The sequence below is a fragment of the Klebsiella sp. 1SOBk5mer genome, from assembly GCF_046603115.1.
Classification (GTDB): domain Bacteria; phylum Pseudomonadota; class Gammaproteobacteria; order Enterobacterales; family Enterobacteriaceae; genus Klebsiella; species Klebsiella quasipneumoniae.
In genome coordinates this window covers 86,414-109,771 of sequence record NZ_JBKIUU010000014.1, presented here as the reverse complement: position 1 = coordinate 109,771, position 23,358 = coordinate 86,414, and the positions used below count along the sequence as shown (strand labels likewise).

At 60.9% G+C, this 23,358-nt stretch carries 23 protein-coding genes; 16 read left to right on the top strand and 7 right to left on the bottom strand.

Annotated elements, in window-relative coordinates:
• Positions 1–306: 306 nt before the first annotated feature.
• From ACLH1U_RS22765 to ACLH1U_RS22750, 4 genes are all read right to left on the bottom strand, one after another.
• Complete coding sequence (locus ACLH1U_RS22765; RefSeq protein WP_017900087.1) at positions 307–678, bottom strand: plasmid partitioning/stability family protein; 372 nt, start codon at positions 676–678, stop codon at positions 307–309.
• Positions 679–687: 9 nt separating this feature from the next.
• The gene (gene parM / locus ACLH1U_RS22760) at positions 688–1,644 is read right to left on the bottom strand and encodes a plasmid segregation protein ParM domain-containing protein (protein WP_032454592.1); all 957 of its coding nucleotides are present in this window, start codon (positions 1,642–1,644) and stop codon (positions 688–690) included.
• Positions 1,645–1,918: 274 nt separating this feature from the next.
• A complete protein-coding gene (gene melB / locus ACLH1U_RS22755; protein WP_044525156.1) occupies positions 1,919–3,334 on the bottom strand; it encodes a melibiose:sodium transporter MelB in 1,416 nt (471 codons plus the stop codon).
• A gap of 93 nt (positions 3,335–3,427) precedes the next feature.
• Entirely contained in the window at positions 3,428–4,780 is a 1,353-nt protein-coding gene (locus tag ACLH1U_RS22750) for an alpha-glucosidase/alpha-galactosidase (RefSeq protein WP_023291675.1), read from the bottom strand.
• Positions 4,781–5,019: 239 nt separating this feature from the next.
• Between ACLH1U_RS22750 and melR the strand changes: the two genes are divergently transcribed.
• Positions 5,020–5,958 (top strand): transcriptional regulator MelR, encoded by a 939-nt coding sequence (gene melR / locus ACLH1U_RS22745; RefSeq protein WP_004206385.1) that lies wholly within the window; start codon positions 5,020–5,022, stop codon positions 5,956–5,958.
• A 49-nt stretch (positions 5,959–6,007) separates the two neighbouring features.
• Here melR and proP read toward each other — a convergent pair whose 3' ends face one another.
• Positions 6,008–7,510, bottom strand: coding sequence for a glycine betaine/L-proline transporter ProP (gene proP, locus ACLH1U_RS22740; protein ID WP_072421214.1), 1,503 nt, complete (start codon positions 7,508–7,510; stop codon positions 6,008–6,010).
• Between the two features lie 544 nt (positions 7,511–8,054).
• On the opposite strand from proP, the gene ACLH1U_RS22735 reads away from it, so the two are divergent.
• The 12 genes from ACLH1U_RS22735 to phnP all read left to right on the top strand — a co-directional run bounded on the left by ACLH1U_RS22735 (position 8,055) and on the right by phnP (position 16,886).
• Positions 8,055–8,390 carry a zinc ribbon domain-containing protein YjdM gene (locus tag ACLH1U_RS22735; RefSeq protein WP_023291672.1) on the top strand — a complete coding sequence of 112 codons (336 nt, stop codon included), beginning with the start codon at positions 8,055–8,057 and terminating at the stop codon, positions 8,388–8,390.
• 227 nt (positions 8,391–8,617) lie between these two features.
• A complete protein-coding gene (yjdN, locus tag ACLH1U_RS22730) occupies positions 8,618–9,052 on the top strand; it encodes a VOC family metalloprotein YjdN (protein ID WP_023291671.1) in 435 nt (144 codons plus the stop codon).
• A gap of 155 nt (positions 9,053–9,207) precedes the next feature.
• The gene (gene phnF / locus ACLH1U_RS22725; RefSeq protein ID WP_072421275.1) at positions 9,208–9,933 is read left to right on the top strand and encodes a phosphonate metabolism transcriptional regulator PhnF; all 726 of its coding nucleotides are present in this window, start codon (positions 9,208–9,210) and stop codon (positions 9,931–9,933) included.
• The gene (phnG, locus tag ACLH1U_RS22720) at positions 9,934–10,386 is read left to right on the top strand and encodes a phosphonate C-P lyase system protein PhnG (protein WP_032454588.1); all 453 of its coding nucleotides are present in this window, start codon (positions 9,934–9,936) and stop codon (positions 10,384–10,386) included. It abuts the gene before it with no gap.
• Complete coding sequence (gene phnH / locus ACLH1U_RS22715) at positions 10,383–10,967, top strand: phosphonate C-P lyase system protein PhnH (RefSeq protein ID WP_008807244.1); 585 nt, start codon at positions 10,383–10,385, stop codon at positions 10,965–10,967. The genes phnG and phnH overlap by 4 nt, the downstream gene beginning before the upstream one ends.
• On the top strand, positions 10,968–12,032 hold the full coding sequence (locus ACLH1U_RS22710; RefSeq protein ID WP_023291667.1) for a carbon-phosphorus lyase complex subunit PhnI: 1,065 nt from the start codon (positions 10,968–10,970) through the stop codon (positions 12,030–12,032).
• Positions 12,025–12,873 (top strand): alpha-D-ribose 1-methylphosphonate 5-phosphate C-P-lyase PhnJ, encoded by an 849-nt coding sequence (locus ACLH1U_RS22705; protein WP_002885202.1) that lies wholly within the window; start codon positions 12,025–12,027, stop codon positions 12,871–12,873. Before ACLH1U_RS22710 ends, ACLH1U_RS22705 begins: the two co-directional genes overlap by 8 nt.
• On the top strand, positions 12,870–13,628 hold the full coding sequence (gene phnK / locus ACLH1U_RS22700) for a phosphonate C-P lyase system protein PhnK (RefSeq protein ID WP_023291666.1): 759 nt from the start codon (positions 12,870–12,872) through the stop codon (positions 13,626–13,628). Before ACLH1U_RS22705 ends, phnK begins: the two co-directional genes overlap by 4 nt.
• Positions 13,629–13,735: 107 nt before the next feature.
• On the top strand, positions 13,736–14,416 hold the full coding sequence (gene phnL / locus ACLH1U_RS22695) for a phosphonate C-P lyase system protein PhnL (protein WP_023291665.1): 681 nt from the start codon (positions 13,736–13,738) through the stop codon (positions 14,414–14,416).
• Complete coding sequence (phnM, locus tag ACLH1U_RS22690) at positions 14,413–15,549, top strand: alpha-D-ribose 1-methylphosphonate 5-triphosphate diphosphatase (protein WP_032454587.1); 1,137 nt, start codon at positions 14,413–14,415, stop codon at positions 15,547–15,549. Before phnL ends, phnM begins: the two co-directional genes overlap by 4 nt.
• Entirely contained in the window at positions 15,549–16,112 is a 564-nt protein-coding gene (gene phnN / locus ACLH1U_RS22685; protein WP_004206368.1) for a ribose 1,5-bisphosphokinase, read from the top strand. Before phnM ends, phnN begins: the two co-directional genes overlap by 1 nt.
• A gap of 15 nt (positions 16,113–16,127) precedes the next feature.
• A complete protein-coding gene (phnP, locus tag ACLH1U_RS22680; protein ID WP_023291662.1) occupies positions 16,128–16,886 on the top strand; it encodes a phosphonate metabolism protein PhnP in 759 nt (252 codons plus the stop codon).
• 22 nt (positions 16,887–16,908) lie between these two features.
• Here the strand turns inward: phnP and yjdP are convergent, their stop codons facing one another.
• Both yjdP and ACLH1U_RS22670 read right to left on the bottom strand, forming a co-directional pair.
• Positions 16,909–17,265, bottom strand: coding sequence for a DDRRRQL repeat protein YjdP (gene yjdP, locus ACLH1U_RS22675; RefSeq protein ID WP_032429059.1), 357 nt, complete (start codon positions 17,263–17,265; stop codon positions 16,909–16,911).
• A gap of 70 nt (positions 17,266–17,335) precedes the next feature.
• The gene (locus ACLH1U_RS22670) at positions 17,336–19,621 is read right to left on the bottom strand and encodes an ATP-binding protein (protein ID WP_032454585.1); all 2,286 of its coding nucleotides are present in this window, start codon (positions 19,619–19,621) and stop codon (positions 17,336–17,338) included.
• Between the two features lie 179 nt (positions 19,622–19,800).
• Here ACLH1U_RS22670 and ACLH1U_RS22665 point away from each other — a divergent pair, with 179 nt between their 5' ends.
• Genes ACLH1U_RS22665 through ACLH1U_RS22655 form a run of 3 tightly spaced genes read left to right on the top strand, consistent with a single transcriptional unit; the run spans position 19,801 to position 23,288 of the window.
• Complete coding sequence (locus tag ACLH1U_RS22665) at positions 19,801–21,321, top strand: sugar ABC transporter ATP-binding protein (RefSeq protein WP_044525151.1); 1,521 nt, start codon at positions 19,801–19,803, stop codon at positions 21,319–21,321.
• Entirely contained in the window at positions 21,318–22,316 is a 999-nt protein-coding gene (locus ACLH1U_RS22660) for an ABC transporter permease subunit (protein WP_023291658.1), read from the top strand. Before ACLH1U_RS22665 ends, ACLH1U_RS22660 begins: the two co-directional genes overlap by 4 nt.
• Positions 22,317–22,346: 30 nt before the next feature.
• On the top strand, positions 22,347–23,288 hold the full coding sequence (locus ACLH1U_RS22655; RefSeq protein WP_032454582.1) for an ABC transporter substrate-binding protein: 942 nt from the start codon (positions 22,347–22,349) through the stop codon (positions 23,286–23,288).
• The last annotated feature ends 70 nt before the right edge of the window (positions 23,289–23,358 follow it).

Genomic DNA, 23,358 nt, shown 5'->3' with positions numbered 1-23,358 from the left:
GGGGAATTTCCCGGGTCGCGGCGTTCCGCCTTACCCGGGCTACCGGACCAGGCCCACCATTGCACTGGATCCGTAGGCCCGCGCAAGCGTAGCGCCGCCGGGCATGGCCACTGCCAGGGAGCCGCCTGTATGCCGCGTGGCGGCTACGCCTTACCCGGCCTACAAAATAAGCACAGCGCAAGCCGGGGAATTTCCCGGGTCGCGGCGTTCCGCCTTACCCGGGCTACCGGACAGTGTAAACAGTAGCCCGGCTAAGCGCAGCGCAAGCCGGGGAGTTTCCCGGATAGCGCAAACCGCGAATAGCGCTTAGTCCGGCAGCGAACCGGCGAGGTTGCGCGCCGAAACGCTCTCGCTGACCGGCGCGGGCGGCTCCGGCGCCTTAGCCGGGGCGGCCGCTGGCGCGGCTGTCGGGGCGGAAGAGGCCGGCTGGATCTCAAGGAACGAGGCCAGCATCTTGCGCAGCGTTTCCGGTTTAGTGTCTTCCGCCAGCAGCGCCGCCAGCATCGACGGCAAGCGGCTATCGACTTCCCCTAACGCCAGCCCCGCCAGCAGCGCCGTGCGCGACATATCGCCGCGGTCGCCGCGATGGTGGGCCTCAATTTTTGCGTCCGCGAAGCGCTCGCTGGCGCTGATATCCGGGCGCAGGTAAATCAGCACTTTTCTGCGTTCCAGAGTCATAGACGCTCCTTAGCCAATAATTTTCAGACCACGCACCAGGGCGAACTGCGGCTCTTCAGCCACCACGAAACGGTCCTCACGCAGGCCCATACGTTCACGAATGGCATCGGCAACCAGCGGCGCGCCGCCGCCAATCACGATGGCATGCGAGTAGCCTTTAAAGCTATCGATAGCCGTCAGGACGCGGGTGGTCAGACGTTCGATGCTGTTAGTGATCACCTTTTTCACCTCAGAAACCGCATCCGGATCGTTGATGTTATCGGTCAGGTACGCTTCGTCATGGCGATTGATAATGATCTGGTCGACGTTATAGCTTGAGGTATCGGTATTCGCCCGCGCCAGCGCCAGCTTAACGGCGTCGGTCACCAGCGATACGCCCAGCTTCGGGTCGCCGTAAATGCGCGAAACCGAGGTCATCTGCCCGGCGACCATCGAGATATCGAGCGTGGTGCCGCCGAGGTCGATAATCAACACCGAATGGGAGGGCTTGAGTTCATCGCACAGGCTAATGCCCGCCGGAATCGATTCCGGGCGCACGGTGACTTTGGTGATGTTGAACACCACGCCTTTATTCAGCTTAACTTCGCGCAGCAGGCTCTTTTTCTTACGCTCAATGTTGTCGAGGCGATATTGCGCATCCTCGTCATAAAATTCAGTCAGCGGCAGCGTCACAACTATTTCGACGTCCTGTGGCTCAAGACCGCTGGTCAGCAGCGCGTGATGGACAGCGATGGAGTTCAACGGGCTGTACTGCCAGTCAATATTATTGGTCGGGAGCGCATCGGGAGTGATCAGGTCGAATGAGTACTTTTCATCATCCACGGTGTAGTTAAAGGGCTTCCCGGAACCGAAGGTGGCAGACCAGCCGCGTTTAAAACTATTGGGGCTGATATGGGTGAAAGTTTCGCCATCTTGCTCCCACAGCATTTTGATATTGGTTGAACCATCATCGATAAAAATGCGCATCGCATTGCTCCATCACTGAGACAAATAAGAGAAAAATGTAACACCCAAAAGAGTAGCAAGAGTTAAAAAGCAGCGCAAGAGCACGAAAAAGAGACAATTCTGAGTTTTAATTGAGAACAATTGGAGCAAATAACAACTTCACGAACCTAAAGAGAGAATATTTTGAGACAAATTAGAGAAATGCGATTTCTCTTTTCGTCCGCTTTCAACGCTCATTTTTGTCCAAAAAAGAGAGTATCCCTCCCCTCTTTCGTCAGCTGTTTTCAAACGCTTTTTACACCTGGTTGGGTACCACAATGGGCCGTTCCGGCTCAGCCACATTTTCCGGTACCCGGCGATATTTATCCAGCAGGTGAATCTGAATGCGACGCAGCATATCGCCGTTGAGCTTGTAATAGCGGAAATAGAGAAACAGCGTCAGGGCAAAAAAGAGCGTCGGCAACGCAATCATAATCGCCTGCATCCCCAGCAGCGTCTGGGACGACTGGGCCACATTCGGCACATAACCGATGATACCGAGCACGATGGCGATAAACCAGGCCGCGAACGCCGAGCCCGCTTTCACCACCAGCGTCTGCACCGAATAGGCGATACTTTCGCAGCGGATGTTCATCGTATATTCGCCGTAGTCGACGGTATCGGCCACCATAATAACCTGCAGCACCCAGAACAGCGCGGTGCCGATATTCAACAGCACGCCGGCCAGCGAAATCAGCGCGACGTTGTAGACCCCGCTCAGCGCCATCAGCAACAGCACGCCGCAGCCCAGCACCGGCATGATCGAAGCGCCCGCCCACAGAATGCGCCGCGACAGCCCTTTCACCAGCCGCGGAAACAGCACCAACGTCAGCAGGTTCGCCGCGCCGGCGTAGGACATGTAATACGGGAACATCTCCGCGCTGCCAATCACGTAGGTAAAGTAGTAAATCGCAAAGCCAGCGATAATATTCGCCGCCGTGTTATAGGCCAGCGCCATGCCCAACAGGCAGGCCAGCTGATCGTTTTTATAGATCAGCGCCACCATCTGGCGCAGTGAAAGATGGCTGGCATCCTCGCTCACGCCGCTATCCGAGGAGTAAACCTCGTGGACGTTGCGCAGCGTGACGAGGGTGGAAACCACGAAGAAGGCGATCAACACCAGGGTGAACATCTGGAAACCGAAACCGCGGTCGGCGCCGCCCACGGCGCTGACAAACGGCAGCGTGACGCCGGCAGTGACGAATCCCGCCAGGCTGGCGAAAAAGCGTGGATACGGCACCAGCTGTTCACGTTCGCGTTTATCAAGGGTAATGGTCGGCACCAGCGACCAGAACGGCACATCCATGATGGTGTAGGTGAACCCCCACAGCAGGTAGGTCAGCCACACCCATGCCAGCAGCGCCCCGCCGGAGAAGTGATGGGCGCTGAACAGCATATACAGCACCACCGAGTTGGTTATCGTGCCAATCAGGATCCACGGTTTGAATTTCCCCCATCGCGATCGCGTACAGTTGACGATCCACCCCATGATCGGATCGGCTATCGCATCGAGGATCCGCGCCACCAGAAACAAGGTGCCGACCACCCCAACCGACAGTCCAACAATATCGGTGTAGTAATACATCAGGTACATGTAGACGATACCGATAGCGAAATCTTTACCAAAGGCACCAAATCCGTAGCTGAGCTTTGTTGTCATTGAAATACTCATAGGGTACAGGTCGCTGTCGCCAGCGCCTCCTTCAGTGTTTGATAGAGCATGCAGGACGCCGCCGGGGTCGTTGCACCCGGCGGCATGAGAAGATTAACGATGCAGCCAGGACGGCAGCCAGTCGCCGTGGCTGGCGATCAGATCGTCCACCAGCGCGTAGATCTCTTCGATCCCCAGCACCGCGGCGGTGTGCGGATCCATCATCGTGGCGTAATAGACGTAATCGCGATTTTCGGTGAGGATCGCCTCCGTGAGCAGCGTCTGCACGTTGATGTTGGTCTGCATCAGCGCCGCCAGATGCGCCGGCAGCGCGCCCACTTTGGTCGGCTGAATGCCGTTGGCGTCCACCAGGCAAGCCACTTCCACGCAGCAGCCCTGCGGCAGGTTGTCGATAAGGCCGTCATTGCGTACGTTGCCATACACCACGCTTGGCTCGCCGGTCCAGATGGCGTTCATGATGGTGCTGGCATATTCGCGGGATGGCTTCACCTCGATGCGCTCGCCGCGCTGATAGCTCTCCAGCTCCTGATGCCAGTTGGCCAGTTGCTCGACGCAGCGTTTCGGGTATTCATCCAGCGGCACTTTATAGCGGGCGATAAGGTCCTCGCGGCCCGGCTTGATAAACCATGGCGTGTATTCGGCAAAATGCTCCGATGACTCGGTCACAAAGTAGCCGAGCTTTTTGAACATCTCATAGCGGACGATGTTTTCGCAGCGCGGGTTGCCGTGCAGGTTAGGCTTCGGCGCGCGCCCGTCGGCGTAGGCCTGCAGCAGGTCGGGATAGAGGCTGACATAGCTGCCGTCGGCGAGCTTTTTCTCCAGCGAGAGATAGAACGCCATATGGTTAATCCCGGCGCAGCGGTAGCGTAAATCCGCCGGGTTGAGGTCAAGATCGCGCGCCAGTTCTTCCGCCGTTCCCTGCACCGAGTGGCACAGGCCAACCTGTTTAATATGCGGGTAGCGGGCGTACATGGCCCAGGTGTTCATCGCCATTGGGTTGACGTAGTTAAGCAGGGTGGCGTCCGGGCAGACCTCGGTCATGTCGTCGCAGATAGCCCACAGGTGAGGTATGGTGCGCAGGGCGCGCATAATGCCCCCCGGACCCAGCGTATCGGCGATGGTCTGCTCCAGGCCATGGCGTTTACAGACCTCAAAATCGGTGACGGTACAGGGCTCATAGCCGCCAATCTGGAAGGCGACCACAACGAAATCAGCGCCCTGCAGGGCGGTTTTGCGATCGCGATGGCAGCTGATTTCGCCCTTCGCGCCGACGGAATCCATCAGCTTGCGCACCACGGTATGCGACTCTTCCAGCCGGGTGTCATCGATATCCATCAGCGCGACATGCGCCGATTTCAGCGCCGGGCGCTGGAAAACATCACCGAGAATATTTTTAACGAACACCGTCGAACCGGCGCCGATAAAGGTAATTTTTGGTGCGGTCATTACGCTCTCTCCATCTGGTCATTGAACCCTTGCAGAGTGGCACGCCGTTCAGCGTTGCGCTGCCCTGTTCCCACCGGAGCATTCCCGAAAGCTCAGATCGGCCATTAAGCGCCACAAAATCTGAGTTTTCGGGAACAGATTGCGCAAAAAGGAGAGAAAATGGGCCGATTCTTCCGCTAAGCTGTCGTCAGTTCTGGCGAAAAATGCAGCCACTCTGACAATTCAGGAATACGCTAACGATGGAATACCGCTTCACCTCCCTGCCCCCCGATCCCTTTATGTGCAGCAGCGATGAAAAGCAGAGCCGCAGCCCGCTGGCGCTCTACTCTGAGTATCAGCGTATGGATATCGAGCTGCGCCCGCCGCACGCCATGCCTACCAGCCACTGGCATGGCCAGGTGGAGGTCAACGTACCGTTCGATGGCGACGTGGAATATTTGATTAATAACGAAGTGGTGCGCATAGAGAAAGGCTATATCACCCTGTTCTGGGCCTGTACGCCGCATCAGTTGACCCGCCCGGGGGATTGCCAGCAGATGGCGATCTTTAACCTGCCGATGCATCTGTTTCTCTCATGGCCGCTGGACCGGGAGCTGATCAACCACGTCACTCACGGGATGGTGATTAAATCCCTCGCCGCCCAGCAGCTGAGCGCCTTCGAGGTGCGCCGCTGGCAGCAGGAGCTGAACCACGACAATGAACAGATTCGCCAGCTGGCGATCGATGAAATCGCCCTGATGCTGAAGCGGCTGAGCCTCGCCGGCTGGCAGCCGATTCTGGTCAACAAAACCTCGCGCACCCATAAGAACAGCGTCTCGCGCCATGCGCAGTTTTATGTCAGCCAGATGCTGGAGTTTATCGCCGCCCACTACGACCAGGCGCTGACCGTCAATGCCGTCGCCGAGCACGTTAAGCTCAACCCGAACTATGCGATGGGGGTATTCCAGAGAGTGATGCAGCAAACCATGAAGCAGTACATTACCGCCATGCGTATCAATCACGTGCGGGCGCTGCTGAGCGATACCGACAAGACCATCCTGGATATCGCCCTCACCGCCGGTTTCCGCTCCAGCAGCCGCTTCTACAGCACCTTTACCCGCTACGTGGGGATGCCGCCGCAGCAGTACCGTAAACTCAGCCAACAGCGTCGTCACGGTCTGGCCTTGCCGGAGGCATAAAAAATGCCGCCGGGGTTTCCCCAGGCGGCATGATTAGCAGTGAAAACCGTTAGTCGTTGATACGCGGATGCTGCTGCACCAGACGCGACCGTTTTGCCTGCAGATCGGCGATCTCCTGATCGATATCTTCGATTTTTTGTTCGATGTTATCGTAGTGCTCGCCAAGGATTTCTTTCGCTTCCTGAATATCCGACGCCGCCGGGGTCGCCCCTTTCAGCGGGCGGTTAGCGGTCTCTTTCATCGACAGGCCCGTCGCCATACCCACCATGGCGACCACCATCAGGTAGTACGCCGGCATCATCAGGTTCTGAGTGGTTTCCACCAGCCACGCCGCCAGGGTTGGCGTCAGACCGGCAATCAGCACCGAGATGTTAAAGGCGCTGGCCAGGGCGCTGAAGCGGATGTGCGTCGGGAACATCGCTGGCAGCGAGGAGGCCATCACCCCGATAAAGCAGTTCAGCACCACCGCCAGCAGCAGCAGACCGGCGAAGATCAGGCTCGTCACGTTGCTGTTGATCATAATGAAGGCCGGGATCGACAGGGCAAACAGCGCCACGCTACCAATCAGGATAAACGGGCGACGGCCGAAACGGTCGCTAAGCATACCGATAACCGGCTGTACAAACAGCATCCCGACCATGATAGCGATGATGATCAGCACCCCATGGTCTTCCGAGTAGTGCAGGTTATGCGACAGGTAGCTCGGCATGTAGGTCAGCAGCATGTAGTAGGTCACGTTGGTGGAAATCACCAGACCGATACAGGTCAGCAGGCTGCGCCAGTGCTTAGTGGCAATCTCTTTAAAAGAGACCTTCGGCCCGTCCTGCAGACCTTCACGGTCGCCCTGCTCCATGGTGTCCACATGCTGCTGGAACGCCGGGGTCTCTTCCAGCGCATGGCGCAGATAGAGGCCGATGATGCCTAGCGGCAGCGCCAGGAAGAACGGGATACGCCAACCCCACTCAAGGAAGTTCTGTTCCCCCACTACGCTGGAGATCAGGACCACCACGCCGGCCCCCATCACAAACCCGGCGATGGAGCCAAAGTCCAGCCAGCTGCCCATAAACCCGCGTTTACGGTCAGGGGAGTATTCCGCGACGAAGATCGACGCCCCGGTATATTCACCACCGACCGAGAAGCCTTGCGCCATTTTACACAGCAGCAGCAGGATCGGCGCCCAGATACCTATCGTGGCATACGAAGGAATAAGGCCGATACAGAAAGTACTTATCGACATGATCACGATAGTTATCGCGAGAATTTTCTGCCGACCGTATTTATCGCCCAGCATCCCGAAGAACAGGCCGCCCAGCGGACGAATTAAAAATGGAACGGAGAAGGTACCGAGTGCGGCAATCATCTGCACGCTTGGGTTGGCATCGGGGAAGAAGACTTTACCTAAGGCGTAGGCCACAAAGCCGTAGACGCCGAAATCGAACCACTCCATCGCGTTGCCCAGAGAGGCCGCGGTGATCGCCTTTTTCAGTTTACCATCGTCGATGATGGTCACATCCTTAAGGGTGATGGGCTTTATTTTTTTCCTTTTAAGCATATTTTTCCTCTGCTACTCCGCCTTGAATGCACGTCTCTTCGCCGAATGGCAAAGCCATTCGCAACGTGCGTCAGGAGCGGTGAATTGCTGTGCTCCTCATTTCAAGCGTAGCAGGTTTGCCTGCACTGTCTGCTGACAGAATGTACAACCGAACCTGTTGACGCCTGCTGTGGCTACTGGTGAATAAATGGAGCGGCTCATCGTCATCATTGATGAAATTGACCTGCTCCCCTTTTTTACCCTAACAGTGTTTATATCTGCGATCAACTTCACATAAATTTACCGCCTAATTACAGAGTCCCATAAAATAAATAAGTTCATTTCCTGCCGATCGCCCGGAAATTATTTCGTCGATGTTGTTCCATCGCCGGCGGTTAATTTCAGCAATTATTCGGTTCTTCCCGGAATAGCGCCCCGGCTATTTTTTAGCAAAAAAACACCCGACAAAAGTGGGTGATTGCGCTATAATCATAGCCACTTTCGGCTCTCAGCCGCTGTTTAAAGGACCAACGTCCTGTTTTTCGACGACATCACGAGGAACGTCATGCAACTGCCACACTGCCCAAAATGCGATTCGACTTACACTTATGAAGACAACGGCATGTACATCTGCCCGGAATGCGCCCATGAGTGGAACCCTGCCGAAGCCACGGAAGAAAACGACGTTCTGATCGTTAAAGATGCCAATGGCAATTTACTGGCCGATGGCGACAGCGTCACGGTAGTGAAAGATCTGAAGGTTAAAGGCAGCTCTTCGATGCTGAAAATCGGCACCAAAGTGAAGAATATCCGCCTGGTCGAAGGCGATCACAATATTGACTGCAAAATTGACGGTTTTGGCCCGATGAAGCTGAAATCTGAATTCGTCAAAAAGAACTGATTTATTTCCGGGCAGGCGACGCGATTATTTTCCCCTATCGCCGTCGCCGCTCCCGATATCCTCACTGCCCTTCGCCTCCCTGCGCATCCGGTTATTTATCCCGCCAGCCGCCGCTATTTACGCTGCCGCCTGCAGCACTATTCCCGCCCCATTTTCGCGCTGCCGTCTGGCTCAATCCCGCTGTGGGCGACTACGCTTTACGGGTTACGGTCACTGAGGTATTCACCATGTCCTTAAGTCCCTACCTTGCCTTTGCGGGCAACTGCGCCGAGGCGATCGCCTTCTATCAGCAGACGCTGGGCGCCGAGCTGATGTTTAAAATGACCTTTGGCGAAATGCCGCCTTCGGCGCAGGAAGCCTCTGACGGCTGCCCGTCTGGCCAGAAGATGGCGGATGACGCCATCGCCCACGCCAGCCTGCGCATCGGCAACGGCGAGCTGATGCTAAGCGACAGCGCCTTCGGGCCCGATGTGCATTACGCCGGCTTCACCCTCGTCCTCGATCCCAACGATGTCGCTGAAGGCCAGCGCTGGTTCGACGCGCTGGCGGTCGGCGGGCGCATTGAGATGGCCTGGCAGGAAACCTTCTGGGCCCACGGCTTCGGCAAAGTCGTCGATCGCTTTGGCGTCCCATGGATGATCAACGTGGTCAAACAAGGCTGACCCCGCCAGGGCGGCCTGGCCGCCCTGTCATCCGTCTGGCATTAACTCTTCATCCTTTAGTCATCATCACTTAACAGAACTGCAACATAAACCGGTCAGGATCGGCTCACAACGCGAGGAGGCTCCTCGCCTATGCTGTGTGAGGCTTGATGACCATGCACCTGTCCAGACATCCGACCAGTTATCCCACGCGCTATCAGGAAATCGCCGCCCGGCTTGAGCAGGAGCTGCGCCACCACTATCGCTGCGGCGACTATCTGCCCGCCGAGCAGCAGCTGGCGACGCGCTTCGACGTAAACCGCCATACCCTGCGTCGGGCTATCGACCAGCTGGTTGAGCGCGGCTGGGTACAACGCCGTCAGGGCGTCGGCGTGCTGGTGCTGATGCGGCCGATCGATTACCCGCTCAATGCCCAGGCGCGGTTCAGCCAGAACCTGCTGGAACAAGGCAGCGATCCCACCAGCGAAAAACTGCTGTCGGTACTGCGCCCCGCCAGCGCGCACGTTGCCGAGGCCTTTGGCATTACCGAGGGCGAGAATGTCATCCACCTGCGCACCCTGCGCCGGGTCAATGGCGTCGCCCTGTGCCTGATTGACCACTACTTCGCCGACCTGCGCTTCTGGCCGGTGTTGCAGACCTTCAGCCACGGCTCGCTGCACAACCTGCTCCGCGATCGGCTTGACGTCGAACTGACCCGGGTGCGCACCAAAATCAGCGCCCGTCGCGCGCAAGCGAAAGAGAGCAAGCTGCTGGAGATCCCCAATATGGCGCCGCTGCTCTGCGTGCGCACCCTCAACAGCCGCCAGGGCGAGCAGGCCGTCACCGAATACTCCGTCAGCCTGACCCGCGCCGACATGATTGAATTCACCATGGAGCACTGAATGCACTTCGATACCGCCACCCGCCAGCGCTGGATGTCCGTGCTGGCCCACAGTGAACCGCAAGATCTTCTGGCACGCATGCACGCCCTGCAGCTGGCGCCGGAGTATGAGCTGATCCGCTCTCCCGAGACAGGCCTGGTGCAGCTTCAGGCCCGGATGGGCGGTATCGGCGACCGTTTCTTCGCCGGCGACGCCACGCTCACCCGGGCGGCGGTACGTCTGGCCGATGGTACGCTCGGCTACAGCTGGATCTTAGGCCGCGACCGCCCGCACGCCGAACGCTGCGCGGCCATCGACGCCCTGCTGCAGTCGCCCCGCCATTTTCACAATTTAATGGAAACCCTGATAACCCCGCTGGAAGCGCTACGCAGCGCGCGCATTGAAGCCCGACGCGCCGAAGTCAACGCCAGCCGGGTCGACTTCTTTACCCTGGTTCGCGGAGATAACGCATGACCTTACAACCCGCTTTTACCCTGGCTGTGCAGGATGCCCAACACAGTTTTCGTCGCCTGCTGAAAGCGATGAGCGAGCCGGGGGTGATTGTCTCCCTGCAGCAATTGCAGCACGGCTGGCAGCCGCTGAACGTCGCCTCCACCAGCCTGCTGTTGACCCTTGCCGATCACGAAACGCCGGTCTGGCTCGCCAGCGCCCTGCATAACGATCTGGTGGGACAGAATCTGCGCTTCCATACCGGCGCGCCGCTGGTGGACCAGCCGCAGCAGGCGGTCTTTGCGGTCGCCAATGACGGCATCAGCGCCGAGCAGCTCAACGTCCTCTCCGCGGGCACCGTCACCGCCCCGGAGACCGGCGTCACGCTGATCGTCCAGCTCGCCAGCCTGAGCGGCGGGCGCATGCTGCGCCTGACCGGGGCAGGCATTGCCGAAGAGCGAATGATCGCCCCTCAGCTGCCGGACTGCATCATTGACGAACTGACGGAGCGCCCGCACCCGTTCCCGCTGGGCATTGACCTGATCCTCACCTGCGGCGAGCGCCTGCTGGCGATCCCGCGCACCACCCACGTGGAGGTTTGCTAAATGTACGTTGCCGTCAAGGGCGGCGAGAAGGCGATCCGCGCCGCTCACGCCTTACAGGAACAGAAACGACGGGGCGATGGACGGCTTCCCGAACTGAGCGTTGACCAGATAAGCGACCAGCTCAATCTGGCGGTGGACCGGGTGATGACCGAGGGCGGCATCGCCGATCGCGAACTGGCGGCGCTGGCGCTCAAGCAGGCCAGCGGCGATAACGTCGAAGCGATCTTCCTGCTGCGCGCCTACCGCACCACCCTGCCGCGGCTGGCGGTTAGCGAACCGATCGACACCGCCGGAATGCGTCTCGAACGCCGCATCTCGGCAGTGTACAAAGATATCCCCGGCGGTCAGCTGCTGGGCCCTACCTACGACTACACCCACCGCCTGCTCGATTTTACCCTGCTGGCGAACGGCGACGCGCCGTCTGTGCCGAAAGCCGATAGCGAAGCGCCGACCTCGCCGCATGTTTTCAGCCTGCTCACGCAGCAGGGGCTGGCGAAGGCCGAGGAAGATCGCGGCACACCGCCCGACGATATCACCCGCACCCCGCCGGTCTACCCCTGCTCGCGTTCTTCGCGCCTGCAGCAGCTGATGCGCGGCGATGAAGGCTACCTGCTGGCGCTGGCCTATTCGACTCAGCGCGGCTATGGCCGCAACCATCCGTTTGCCGGCGAGATCCGCAGCGGCTACGTGCAGGTGGAGATTGTCCCGGAAGAGCTAGGCTTTAGCGTCAATATTGGCGAGCTGCTGCTGACCGAATGCGAAATGGTCAACGGCTTCGTCGCCCCGCAGGATGAACCGCCGCACTTCACCCGCGGCTACGGTCTGACCTTCGGCATGAGCGAGCGCAAAGCGATGGCCATGGCCCTCGTCGACCGCGCCCTGCAGGCGGCGGACTATGACGAAGAGATTGCCGGTCCCGCCCAGGATGAAGAGTTTGTGCTGGCCCACGCCGATAACGTTGAAGCCGCCGGCTTCGTCTCGCATCTAAAGCTACCGCACTATGTCGATTTCCAGGCCGAACTGGCGCTGCTGAAACGCCTGCAACGGGAGAACGAACGTGGCTAACCCACTGACTGGCTATAACTTTGCTTATCTCGACGAGCAAACCAAGCGCATGATCCGCCGGGCTATTCTCAAAGCGGTAGCCATTCCCGGCTATCAGGTGCCGTTCGGCGGTCGCGAAATGCCGATGCCCTACGGCTGGGGCACTGGCGGCATCCAGCTGACCGCCAGCGTCATCGGCGAGAACGACGTGCTGAAGGTGATTGACCAGGGCGCCGATGACACCACCAACGCGGTGTCGATCCGCCAGTTCTTTAAGCGCGTGACCGGCGTCGCCACCACTGAGCGCACTGAAGACGCCACCCTGATCCAGACCCGCCACCGCATCCCGGAGACGCCGCTGGTGGAGGATCAGATCCTGATCTATCAGGTGCCGATCCCGGAGCCGCTGCGCTTTATCGAGCCGCGCGAAACCGAAACCCGCACTATGCACGCCCTGGAAGAGTACGGCGTGATGCAGGTGAAACTGTATGAAGATATCGCCCGCTTCGGCCATATCGCCACCACCTACGCCTACCCGGTGAAGGTCAATGGCCGCTACGTGATGGACCCCTCGCCGATCCCGAAATTCGATAACCCGAAAATGCACATGATGCCGGCGCTGCAGCTGTTCGGCGCCGGGCGCGAAAAGCGGATCTACGCCGTGCCGCCCTATACCCCGGTGGAAAGTCTCGATTTCGACGACCATCCGTTTACCGTCCAGGAGTGGGATGAGCCTTGCGCCATCTGCGGCTCACGCCACAGCTACCTCGACGAAGTGGTGCTGGATGACAGCGGCCAGCGAATGTTTGTCTGCTCCGATACCGACTATTGCCGCCAGCAGAGCGAGGGGCAGAAAAAATGAGCCAGCCGTTACTTGCCGTCAATCACCTGACCCATCTCTATGCCCCGGATAAAGGCTTCCGCGACGTCTCCTTCGAACTGTGGCCGGGGGAAGTGCTCGGCATCGTTGGGGAGTCCGGATCCGGTAAAACCACCCTGCTGAAGGCGATTTCCGCCCGCCTGACGCCGCAGCGGGGCGAGGTGCTGTACCAGCAGCGCTCGCTGTACGCCATGAGCGAAGCCGAACGCCGCCGCCTGCTGCGCACCGAATGGGGGGTGGTGCATCAGCACCCAATGGACGGCCTGCGTCGCCAGGTCTCCGCCGGGGGCAACATCGGCGAACGGCTGATGGCCACCGGCGCGCGCCACTACGGCAACATTCGCGCCACCGCCGAAAAGTGGCTGCAGGAGGTGGAGATCCCGCCCTCGCGCATCGACGACCTGCCCACCACCTTTTCCGGCGGCATGCAGCAGCGCCTGCAGATCGCCCGCAATCTCGTCACCCAGCCGAAGCTGGTGTTTATGGATGAACCCACCGGCGGGCTGGATGTGTCCGTGCAGGCGCGGCTGCTTGACCTGCTGCGCGGCCTGGCGGTGGAGCTGAATCTGGCGGTGGTGATTGTCACCCACGATCTCGGCGTCGCCCGCCTGCTGGCGAACCGACTGCTGGTGATGAAGCAGGGCCAGGTGGTGGAGAGTGGCTTAACCGACCGGGTGCTCGACGATCCGCATCACCCTTACACCCAGCTGTTGGTGTCGTCGGTATTGCAGAACTGACGCTGTTTTGCCGGGCGGCGGCTGCGCCTGACCCGGCCTGCAGATGCGTTATTCGTAGGCCGGGTCAGCGAAGCGCCACCCGGCAACTCAACCCCGTGAGGGCTAACATGATCCGCGTTGAAAACATTCATAAAACCTTTGTTCTGCACCAGCAGCACGGCGTGCGTCTGCCGGTGCTGGCCGACGCCTCGCTGACCGTTAACGCCGGGGAGTGCGTGGTGCTCCATGGCCACTCCGGCAGCGGCAAATCGACCCTGCTGCGCTCGCTGTACGCCAACTATCTGCCGGACAGCGGCCATATTCATATCCGCCACGGCGACGAATGGGTCGATCTGGTCACCGCCACGCCGCGCAAGGTGCTGGAAGTGCGTCAAACCACCATCGGCTGGGTCAGCCAGTTTCTGCGGGTGATCCCGCGCATTTCGGCGCTGGAGGTGGTGATGCAGCCGCTGCTCGACCTCGGGACGCCGCGTGAAGCGAGCGCCGCCAAAGCCGCCCAGCTGCTGACCCGCCTCAACGTTCCCGAACGTCTGTGGCATCTTGCGCCGTCGACCTTTTCCGGCGGCGAACAGCAGCGGGTCAATATCGCCCGCGGTTTTGCGGTCGACTATCCGATCCTGCTCCTCGATGAACCCACCGCCTCACTGGATGCCAAAAACAGTGCTGCCGTGGTCGACCTGATCCACGATGCCAAAGCGCGCGGCGCGGCCATCGTCGGGATTTTCCATGACGAAGGGGTACGCCGCCAGGTCGCCGACCGGCTGCACCCCATGGGAATGACAGCATGATTATCAATAACGTAAAACTGGTTCTCGACGACGACGTGGTACACGGTTCGCTGGAAGTCCAGGGCGGTCGCATTCTCGCCTTCGCGGAAAGCCAGAGCCGGCTGCCGCAGGCGCTGGATGGCGAAGGCGGCTGGCTGCTGCCGGGCCTTATCGAACTGCATACCGATAACCTCGACAAATTCTTTACCCCGCGACCGAAGGTGGACTGGCCGGCCCACTCGGCGATGAGCAGCCACGATGCAATGATGGTCGCCAGCGGCATCACCACCGTGCTCGACGCCGTGGCGATTGGCGACGTGCGCGATGGCGGCGATCGTCTTGAGAATCTGGAGAAGATGGTCAATGCGGTGGAAGAGACGCAAAAGCGTGGTCTTAACCGCGCCGAGCACCGTCTGCACCTGCGCTGCGAGCTGCCGCATCACACCACGCTGCCGCTGTTTGAAAAGCTGATCGAGCGCGAATCGGTGAGCATGGTCTCGCTGATGGATCACTCCCCGGGCCAGCGCCAGTATGCCGATCGCAGCAAGTACCGCGATTACTATCAGGGAAAGTACCATCTGACGCATGACGAGATGGATCGTTTTGAAGCCGAGCAGATGGCCCTGGCCGCTACCTGGTCGCAGCCCAATCGCCAGACCATTGCCGCCATGTGCCGCGCCCGCCGTATCGCCCTCGCCAGCCACGACGACGCCACCGAGGCGCATGTGGCTGAATCCCACCAGTTGGGTAGCGTGATCGCCGAGTTTCCTACCACCCTGGTCGCGGCGCAGGCTTCACGTCAGCACGGGATGCACGTCCTGATGGGGGCGCCGAATATCGTGCGCGGCGGTTCCCACTCCGGCAACGTCGCCGCCCACCAGCTGGCGAATCACGGTTTGCTCGACATTCTCTCTTCCGACTACTACCCCGCCAGCCTGCTGGATGCCGCATTCCGCATCGCCGACGCCGAGGATAACGCCTTCACCCTGGCGCAGGCGATCCGTCTGGTCAGCAAACATCCGGCGCAGGCGCTGGGCCTTGACGATCGCGGCGTCATCGCCGAGGGGAAACGCGCCGACCTGGTGCTGGCGCACCGTCGCGGCGAGCATGTCCACATCGACCATGTCTGGCGCCAGGGAAGGAGGGTCTTTTAATGCCGGGGAAACTGATTTGGCTGGTGGGGCCCTCCGGCTCCGGTAAAGACAGCCTGCTGGCGGCGCTGCGCCAGCGCGAGCACCCGCAGCTGCTGGTGGCGCATCGTTACATTACCCGGCCCTTTAACGCCGGTAACGAAAACCATATCGCCCTCAGCGAACATGAATTTTTTACCCGCGCCGAGCAGCATCTCTTTGCCCTCAGCTGGCACGCCAACCATACTTACTATGGCATTGGCGTGGAGATCGACCTCTGGCTGCACGCCGGCTTCGACGTGGTGGCCAATGGATCCCGCGCCCATCTGGCGCTGGCGCGGGAACGCTACGGCGAGGTGCTGGTGCCGATCTGTCTCGCCGTCTCGCCGCCGGTGCTGCGCCAGCGGCTGGAGCAGCGCGGCCGGGAAAATGCGGTGGACATCGCCCAGCGTCTGGACCGCGCCGCGCGCTATAAGCCGGACGATTGCCTGACGCTGAATAACGACGGCAGTCTCCGACAATCGGTCGATGAATTTTTCCGCCTGCTGCGCAGCCACGCGGTGCGCGAAGCGGATCCGCTGGTATAAACACAAGGTGACACGATGAGCCTGACCCTCCGCTTAACCGGCACCGGCGGCGCTCAGCTGGTGCCGGTCTTCGGCTGCGATTGCGCGGCCTGCCGCCGCGCCCGCCGTGAGGAAAGCCATCGCCGCCGCCCCTGCAGCGGGGTGGTGACGTTCAACAGCGCAGTGACGCTGCTGGACGCCGGCAGGCCGGATCTGATGGAACATCATCCCGCCGGCAGCTTTCAGCAAGTGCTGCTAACCCACTATCACCTGGATCATGTGCAGGGGCTGTTTCCGCTGCGCTGGGGCGTGGGCGGGCCGATCCCGGTCTATGGCCCGCCGGACGACGCCGGCTGCGACGATCTGCTCAAGCACCCCGGTCTGCTCGACTTCAGCCATACCGTCACGCCGTTTGTGGTGTTTGAGCTGCAGGGCCTGCGGGTGACGCCCCTGCCGCTCAACCATTCGAAGCTCACCTTCGGTTATCTGCTGGAGTCGGCCCACAGTCGGGTGGCCTGGCTCTCGGATACCGCCGGGCTGCCGGACAAGACGCTGAAGTTTTTACTCAACAATCGCCCGCAGGCGATGATCATCGACTGCAGCCATGAGCCGCGCGCGCAGACCCCGCGTAACCACAACGATTTCACTACCGTTCGCGCCCTTAACCAGGCGATAGGCTGTCCGCGAGTGATCCTCACCCATATCAGCCATCAGTTTGACGTCTGGATGATGGATAACCCGCTACCGGAAGGTTTCGAAGCGGGCTATGACGGGATGGAAATAGTACTGGATTAAGCGTCGGTCTGCAGCGGGGCGATCAATAGTCATCGTCCAGACGACGCTGATCGCTTTCTAACTGGCGGCGATCGCGATCGAGCTGGCGCTGGCGTTCATCCAGCTGACGGCGGCGATCGTCCAGCTGGCGTTGCCGATCGTCATACTGACGCTGGCTGTCACGACTCTGCTGGCGGCTCCCTTGATAGCGCCCGTCATCATAACGGCCATCGTCGTTGTCTCTGTCGTCGTCGTCACTGGAACGGCTACTGCCCGGGTTATAGGCGTCGTTAATGGCTTGCTGAATATTGCCGATCGCGTCATCGATAATATCGGCGCGAGCGGCCAGGCTGGTCAGCGACAGAGTGCAAAAGAGCAGTGCGGTTGCGTAACGTTTCATCGGGGCCAATCTCATCAGAGTCCTGCCGCTACCTTAATCAACGGCATGCCGCCCGGGTAGCGGAGGAATCTCAAATCCTCGCGTACGCCGCGCTTAGCGCCTGCGCCAGCTGGGCGCGGGTAAAGGGCTTACGCAGCCACTCCACCTCCGGCAGGGCCGGGTTCTGCGCCGGGCGCAAATCCTGACCGCTGATCAGCAGTACCGGCAGCGCCGGAAAGCGGCGTCGGGCGGTATGAATCACATCGGCGCCGCTCAGCGCGCCGGGCAGCATCAAATCGCTGATCAACAGGGCGATATCCGGCGAGGCCTCCAGCAGCTGCAGCGCCTCTTCCCCGCTGGTGGTTTCCAGCGTCAGCCAGCCCAGCTGATGCAGCTGTTCGCACAGCGTCTGGCGAACATCCTCTTCATCCTCCAGCACCAGCGCCAGCCGCTCTCCCGCTGGGATGGGTTCGTCTTCCACCGGCGCCACCGCCTTCCCGACCTCGGTCATCGCCCGGGGCAGCTGCAGCCGCACCGTCGTCCCCTGCCCCGGCGCGCTTTCCAGCGCCACCCGGCCGCCCGACTGGCGCACAAAGCCATACACCATCGACAGCCCCAGGCCGCTGCCGCTGCCGGTGGCTTTGGTGGTGAAGAAGGGTTCAAACACCCGGGCTTTCACCGCCTGCGACATGCCGCTGCCGTGATCGATCACCTCCAGGGCCACCATATCCTGCCGCTGGCCGCTGCTGCGAGTGACCCGCTGATTCCAGGTGCGAATTTTAATGACGCCCGTGCGCCCGGCCATGGCGTCGCGGGCGTTCATCACCAGATTGATCAGGGCGTTTTCCAGCTGGCCGACGTCTATCCATGCCGGCCATGCCGGCGACTGCGCCTCAATCTCCAGGCTCAAGGTCGCCGGCAGGGAGTGGCGCATCAGCTCGCTGAGGTTCTCCAGCAGCGGCGCCATCGCCACCGCCTGGGGATGCAGCGCCTGCTTGCGCGAAAAGGCCAGCAGCCGCTGGGTCAGCAGCGCCCCGCGTTCCGCCGCCTTCAGCGCCCTGGTGAGGCGCGGCGCATCCTGCGCATTCGGCTCCACCAGCTCAAGGCTGCCGATGATCACCGCCAGCAGGTTGTTAAAATCATGCGCCAGGCCTCCGGTCAGCTGGCCGACGGCCTTCATCTTCTGGCTGTGCAGCAGCGCCTCCTCCAGCTCCTGGCGCTTAATCCGATCGATCTCCATCTGGGTGGTCTTCTCTTTCAGCAGCCGGGTGGTGTGCTCCAGCGACGCCGTATTGCGGGCGAAAACGTTAAAGGCGCGCGCCAGTTCGCCCAGCTCGTCGCGCCGCTGCAGGGCCGGCACCGAGACGTTCGGCTCTCCCTGAGCCAGCCGCGACATCGCCCGCGAGATAGCGGTCAGGTTAGAGCCCAGGTTACGGTAGATGTACCACCCGGCGCAGCCGGTGATCGCCAGCGCCAGCAGCGCGGAAAGCAGAATAAACATGCTGATGGAGCGCAGCTCCCGATGGCTCTGCGCCGCCCGCTGTTCGGAGGCTTCCGCCACCCGGGTCACGTACTGATTGATGTCGTCGTTAAGCAGCGCGACCAGCGCTTTGATGTGGTACATGTACCAGCTGATCGTCAGGTCGCTCTCCTCCAGCTGGGCCGACAGCGGGGCAAGTTTCGCCAGCTCCCGGGTGACGTCGGGGAGAACAAACGCCAGCGCGGGATCGGCGCTATGGGCCGGCAGGTCGCCGCGCAGCTGGTCGAGCTGCAGGACGATCGACCGCGGCGTGACGGTATGGATCGCGGCGACAATCAGCCGGTCCATCTCGGCCAGCCGGCGAGGATCGATCGCCCGCTCCCCGCCGCGATCGTTAAGATCGGCGAGATGGCGCAGGTTGCTCTGATTCTGGTAAAGCGAACTCAGCAGCGCATTGCGCTGCAGATGGCGGCGCTGGCCGCGCTCCAGCATCTCCGCCACGCTCTGCTGCAGCGCGTTGCTACGGCGAATAATACTGGCCACCAGCGCCTGCTCCTGCTGCGCCAGCGGGGCCGCCGCCAGCTGGGCCAGCGAGTGCTTCAGCGCCTGCTGCGTCGCCAGCAGCCGTTCCGCTTCGCTTTTGTACTCCAGCGCGCCCACCACCTGCGACAGGCGCACCGCCGCCGTGGCGACATTCGCCGTGTCCCGCGCCAGATCCATACTGCCGCGCATATCGTTGAGGGTCTGGCGCTGCACCTGCTCCTGCAGCTGGCTGGCGTGGTGAAAGCCGAACACCGCCACGCCGCTCACCAGCAGGGTGACGACCACCATCAGCAGATTAAAGGAGAGCAGGCGGCCACGGGCGCTGGTGAAAAACGGGTGTCGGCGAGCGGTCATAGCAACTCCGGTGAAGGAACGGTCGGCAGATAAGCGTGACGGTGCAGAAAATGACGCCGCGTAACTGTGATCGCGGTTAACTATTTATCACTATGACAAATATGAATGGATTCTGACATCCTGCATTTATTTTCTGGTGGTGGACTGCAGCTATTGTTCTCGCAGACAGGAGCGCCGTGATGACCGCCACCCCGGTACTGGAAATGCGCCATATCGCCAAAGCTTTTGGCAAATTCTACGCGCTGAAGGGCGTCGACCTGACGGTCTGGCCCGGCGAGATCCATGCCCTGATGGGGGAAAACGGCGCCGGAAAAAGCACGCTGATGAAGATCCTCGCCGGCGCCTATACCGCCACCAGCGGCGAGATCCTGATCGACGGAAAACCGCAAACGATCCGCGGCCCCAAGGACGCGCTGGCCGCCGGGATCACGTTGATCTACCAGGAGATGCAGCTGGCGCCGAACCTGACCGTCGCGGAAAACATCTTTCTCGGCAGCGAGCTGGCGCGCGGTGGCCTGGTGCAGCGCAAAGCGATGCTCAGCCAGGCGCAGGCGGTGATCGACCGTCTCGGCGCCCAGTTCAAGGCCAGCGACCGGGTGATGACCCTGACCATCGCCGAACAGCAGCAGGTGGAGATCGCCCGCGCTCTGCACCGTCAAAGCCGCATTCTGGTGATGGATGAACCCACCGCCGCCCTCTCCTCGCGGGAAACCCAGCGCCTGTTCGACCTCATCCTGCGCCTGCGTGACGAGGGCATGGCGATCATCTATATCAGCCACCGCATGGCGGAAGTGTATGAGCTCTCCGACCGGGTCAGCGTCCTGCGCGATGGGCAGTATGTCGGCAGCCTGGTGCGCGACAAGCTCAATGCGCCGGAGCTGGTGCGCATGATGGTCGGCCGTCCGCTCAGCGATCTGTTCAATAAAGCGCGCGATATTCCCCGCGGCCAGCCGCGCCTGCGGGTCGAGGATCTGACCGATGGCGGCAAAGTTAAGCCCAGCAGCCTGGTGGTGCATGCTGGCGAAATCGTCGGCCTCGCCGGGCTGGTCGGCGCCGGACGCTCCGAGCTGGCGCAGCTGATCTTTGGCGTGCGCAAAGCCACCGGCGGGGTGATCGAGATCGACGGCGAGCCGGTGGTGATCCACTCGCCGCGCGAAGCCATCGACCATGGAATCGGCTTTCTGACCGAAAATCGCAAAGAGCAGGGCCTGTTTCTCGAACTGGCGGCCCAGGAAAACATCACCATGGCGACGCTGGAACGCGACGCGACCTGGGGGATGCTCAACCGCCGTAAGGCGCAAACTATTTCCGATGACGCCATCCAGCTGCTGAACATCCGCGTGCCTCACGCCCAGGTGCGCGCCGGCGGACTGTCCGGCGGCAACCAGCAGAAGCTGTTAATTTCGCGCTGGGTGGCGATTGGCCCACGCATTCTGATCCTCGATGAACCCACCCGCGGCGTCGACGTCGGCGCGAAAAGCGAGATTTACCGCATCATGAACGACATGGCGCGCCAGGGCGTCGCTATTCTGATGATCTCCAGCGAACTGCCTGAAGTGGTGGGCATGAGCGACCGGGTCTATGTGATGCGCGAAGGGACTATCGCCGGCGAGCTGCAGTCCGGCGATATCAGCCAGGAACAGATCATGACGCTGGCCACCGGCGTGAACGATTCTCACCTTAAGGCAGGGCAACTATGAGCATACCGAAAGAGACCTCCGCGCCGGTCGCGACATCCGCTTCGGCGAAAAAAATGCTGATGGGCGACCTGATGCAGACCGTCGGCATTCTGCCGATCCTCATCCTGATCGTCGCCGTTTTCGGCTTTATCGCCCCCAACTTCTTCACGGAAAGCAATCTGCTGAATATCACCCGCCAGGCCTCGATCAACATTGTGCTGGCGGCGGGAATGACCTTTATCATCCTCACCGGCGGCATTGACCTCTCCGTCGGCTCCATTCTCGGCACCACCGCGGTGGCGGCAATGGTGGTCTCGCTGATCCCGGAGTTGGCGTTGCTGTCGATTCCGGCGGCGCTGATGCTCGGCCTGCTGCTTGGGCTGTTCAACGGCGCGCTGGTGGCCTTCGCCGGGCTACCGCCGTTTATCGTCACCCTCGGTACCTACACGGCGCTGCGCGGCGCCGCCTATCTGCTGGCCGACGGCACCACGGTAATCAACTCCGATATCAGCTTCGAGTGGATCGGCAATGACTACCTCGGCCCGGTGCCGTGGCTGGTGGTCATCGCCCTGGCGGTTATCGCGGTGTGCTGGTTTATCCTGCGCCGAACCACCCTTGGGGTGCATATCTACGCGGTGGGCGGCAACATGCAGGCGGCGCGGCTGACCGGCATCAAAGTCTGGCTGGTGCTGCTGTTTGTCTATGGCATGAGCGGCCTGCTCTCCGGCCTTGGCGGGGTGATGAGCGCCTCCCGGCTGTACAGCGCCAACGGCAACCTCGGGGTCGGCTACGAGCTGGACGCCATCGCCGCGGTCATTCTCGGCGGCACCAGCTTCGTCGGCGGCATCGGCACCATCACCGGTACGCTGGTGGGGGCGCTGATTATCGCCACCCTCAATAACGGTATGACCCTGATGGGGGTCTCCTACTTCTGGCAACTGGTGATCAAAGGGGCGGTGATCATCATTGCGGTGCTGATCGACAAATACCGTACCCGACACCATCAAAGTGCATAACAACACCATCTTACCTGCGAGGAAAAGCGAATGCGTTTAAAACCGATAGTCACCGCGCTGTGTGCTGGCGCGCTGCTGGCCGCCTCCCCCTTTGCGTCGGCCAAAGAGCTGAAAGCGATAGGCGTGACGGTGGGCGACCTTGCCAACCCGTTTTTTGTGCAGATCACCAAGGGCGCGGAGCTGGAAGCCCGCAAGCTGGCGGGGGATAACGTCAAAGTGACGCTGGTCTCCAGCGGCTACGACCTGGGCCAGCAGGTGGCGCAGATCGACAACTTTATCGCCGCCAGGGTCGATATGATTATCCTCAACGCCGCCGATTCGAAAGGCATTGGCCCGGCGGTGAAGCGGGCCAAAGAGGCCGGGATCGTGGTGGTGGCGGTTGACGTTGCCGCCGAAGGGGCCGACGCCACCATCACCTCCGATAACACCCAGGCGGGCGAGCTGGCCTGTAAATACATTAGCGACCGTCTGAACAACAAAGGCAACGTGGTGATCATCAACGGGCCGCCGGTCTCCGCGGTACAAAACCGCGTCGAAGGCTGCGAAACGGAGTTCAAAAAACACCCGGATATTAAAATTTTGTCCTCCAACCAGAACGCGAAAGGCAGCCGGGAAGGCGGACTGGAGGTGATGACCTCCCTGCTGGCGGCCAATCCGAAGATTGACGGCGTGTTCGCGATCAACGATCCGACGGCGATTGGCGCCGATCTGGCGGCGAAACAGGCGCAGCGCAGCGAGTTCTTCATCGTCGGCGTCGACGGCAGCCCGGACGGCGAAGAGGCGCTGAAGCGTAAGAACTCGCTGTTCGTCGCGACGCCGGCGCAGGATCCGCAGGTGATGGCGGCGAAGGCGGTGGAAATTGGCTACAACATCCTGCAGGGCAAACCGGCCCCAACCGCGCCGGTGCTGATCCCGGTGACCATGATCGACAAAAACAACGTCAGCTCTTACAAAGGCTGGACCGTGAAATAAGCGCAACCGGGCGCACAATCGTTCCGTCGATTGTGCGCTACGCTTAACAGGTATGACGGCGCGGAGTAGC

What these genes read in the sequence shown, in the direction of transcription:
- ACLH1U_RS22765 (WP_017900087.1), bottom strand. Translation starts at nt 678, where the DNA reads ATGACTCTGGAACGCAGAAAAGTGCTGATTTACCTGCGCCCGGATATC.
- parM (WP_032454592.1), bottom strand. Translation starts at nt 1,644, where the DNA reads ATGCGCATTTTTATCGATGATGGTTCAACCAATATCAAAATGCTGTGG.
- melB (WP_044525156.1), bottom strand. Translation starts at nt 3,334, where the DNA reads ATGAGTATTTCAATGACAACAAAGCTCAGCTACGGATTTGGTGCCTTT.
- ACLH1U_RS22750 (WP_023291675.1), bottom strand. Translation starts at nt 4,780, where the DNA reads ATGACCGCACCAAAAATTACCTTTATCGGCGCCGGTTCGACGGTGTTC.
- melR (WP_004206385.1), top strand. Translation starts at nt 5,020, where the DNA reads ATGGAATACCGCTTCACCTCCCTGCCCCCCGATCCCTTTATGTGCAGC.
- proP (WP_072421214.1), bottom strand. Translation starts at nt 7,510, where the DNA reads ATGCTTAAAAGGAAAAAAATAAAGCCCATCACCCTTAAGGATGTGACC.
- ACLH1U_RS22735 (WP_023291672.1), top strand. Translation starts at nt 8,055, where the DNA reads ATGCAACTGCCACACTGCCCAAAATGCGATTCGACTTACACTTATGAA.
- yjdN (WP_023291671.1), top strand. Translation starts at nt 8,618, where the DNA reads ATGTCCTTAAGTCCCTACCTTGCCTTTGCGGGCAACTGCGCCGAGGCG.
- phnF (WP_072421275.1), top strand. Translation starts at nt 9,208, where the DNA reads ATGCACCTGTCCAGACATCCGACCAGTTATCCCACGCGCTATCAGGAA.
- phnG (WP_032454588.1), top strand. Translation starts at nt 9,934, where the DNA reads ATGCACTTCGATACCGCCACCCGCCAGCGCTGGATGTCCGTGCTGGCC.
- phnH (WP_008807244.1), top strand. Translation starts at nt 10,383, where the DNA reads ATGACCTTACAACCCGCTTTTACCCTGGCTGTGCAGGATGCCCAACAC.
- ACLH1U_RS22710 (WP_023291667.1), top strand. Translation starts at nt 10,968, where the DNA reads ATGTACGTTGCCGTCAAGGGCGGCGAGAAGGCGATCCGCGCCGCTCAC.
- phnK (WP_023291666.1), top strand. Translation starts at nt 12,870, where the DNA reads ATGAGCCAGCCGTTACTTGCCGTCAATCACCTGACCCATCTCTATGCC.
- phnL (WP_023291665.1), top strand. Translation starts at nt 13,736, where the DNA reads ATGATCCGCGTTGAAAACATTCATAAAACCTTTGTTCTGCACCAGCAG.
- phnM (WP_032454587.1), top strand. Translation starts at nt 14,413, where the DNA reads ATGATTATCAATAACGTAAAACTGGTTCTCGACGACGACGTGGTACAC.
- phnN (WP_004206368.1), top strand. Translation starts at nt 15,549, where the DNA reads ATGCCGGGGAAACTGATTTGGCTGGTGGGGCCCTCCGGCTCCGGTAAA.
- phnP (WP_023291662.1), top strand. Translation starts at nt 16,128, where the DNA reads ATGAGCCTGACCCTCCGCTTAACCGGCACCGGCGGCGCTCAGCTGGTG.
- yjdP (WP_032429059.1), bottom strand. Translation starts at nt 17,265, where the DNA reads ATGAAACGTTACGCAACCGCACTGCTCTTTTGCACTCTGTCGCTGACC.
- ACLH1U_RS22670 (WP_032454585.1), bottom strand. Translation starts at nt 19,621, where the DNA reads ATGACCGCTCGCCGACACCCGTTTTTCACCAGCGCCCGTGGCCGCCTG.
- ACLH1U_RS22665 (WP_044525151.1), top strand. Translation starts at nt 19,801, where the DNA reads ATGACCGCCACCCCGGTACTGGAAATGCGCCATATCGCCAAAGCTTTT.
- ACLH1U_RS22660 (WP_023291658.1), top strand. Translation starts at nt 21,318, where the DNA reads ATGAGCATACCGAAAGAGACCTCCGCGCCGGTCGCGACATCCGCTTCG.
- ACLH1U_RS22655 (WP_032454582.1), top strand. Translation starts at nt 22,347, where the DNA reads ATGCGTTTAAAACCGATAGTCACCGCGCTGTGTGCTGGCGCGCTGCTG.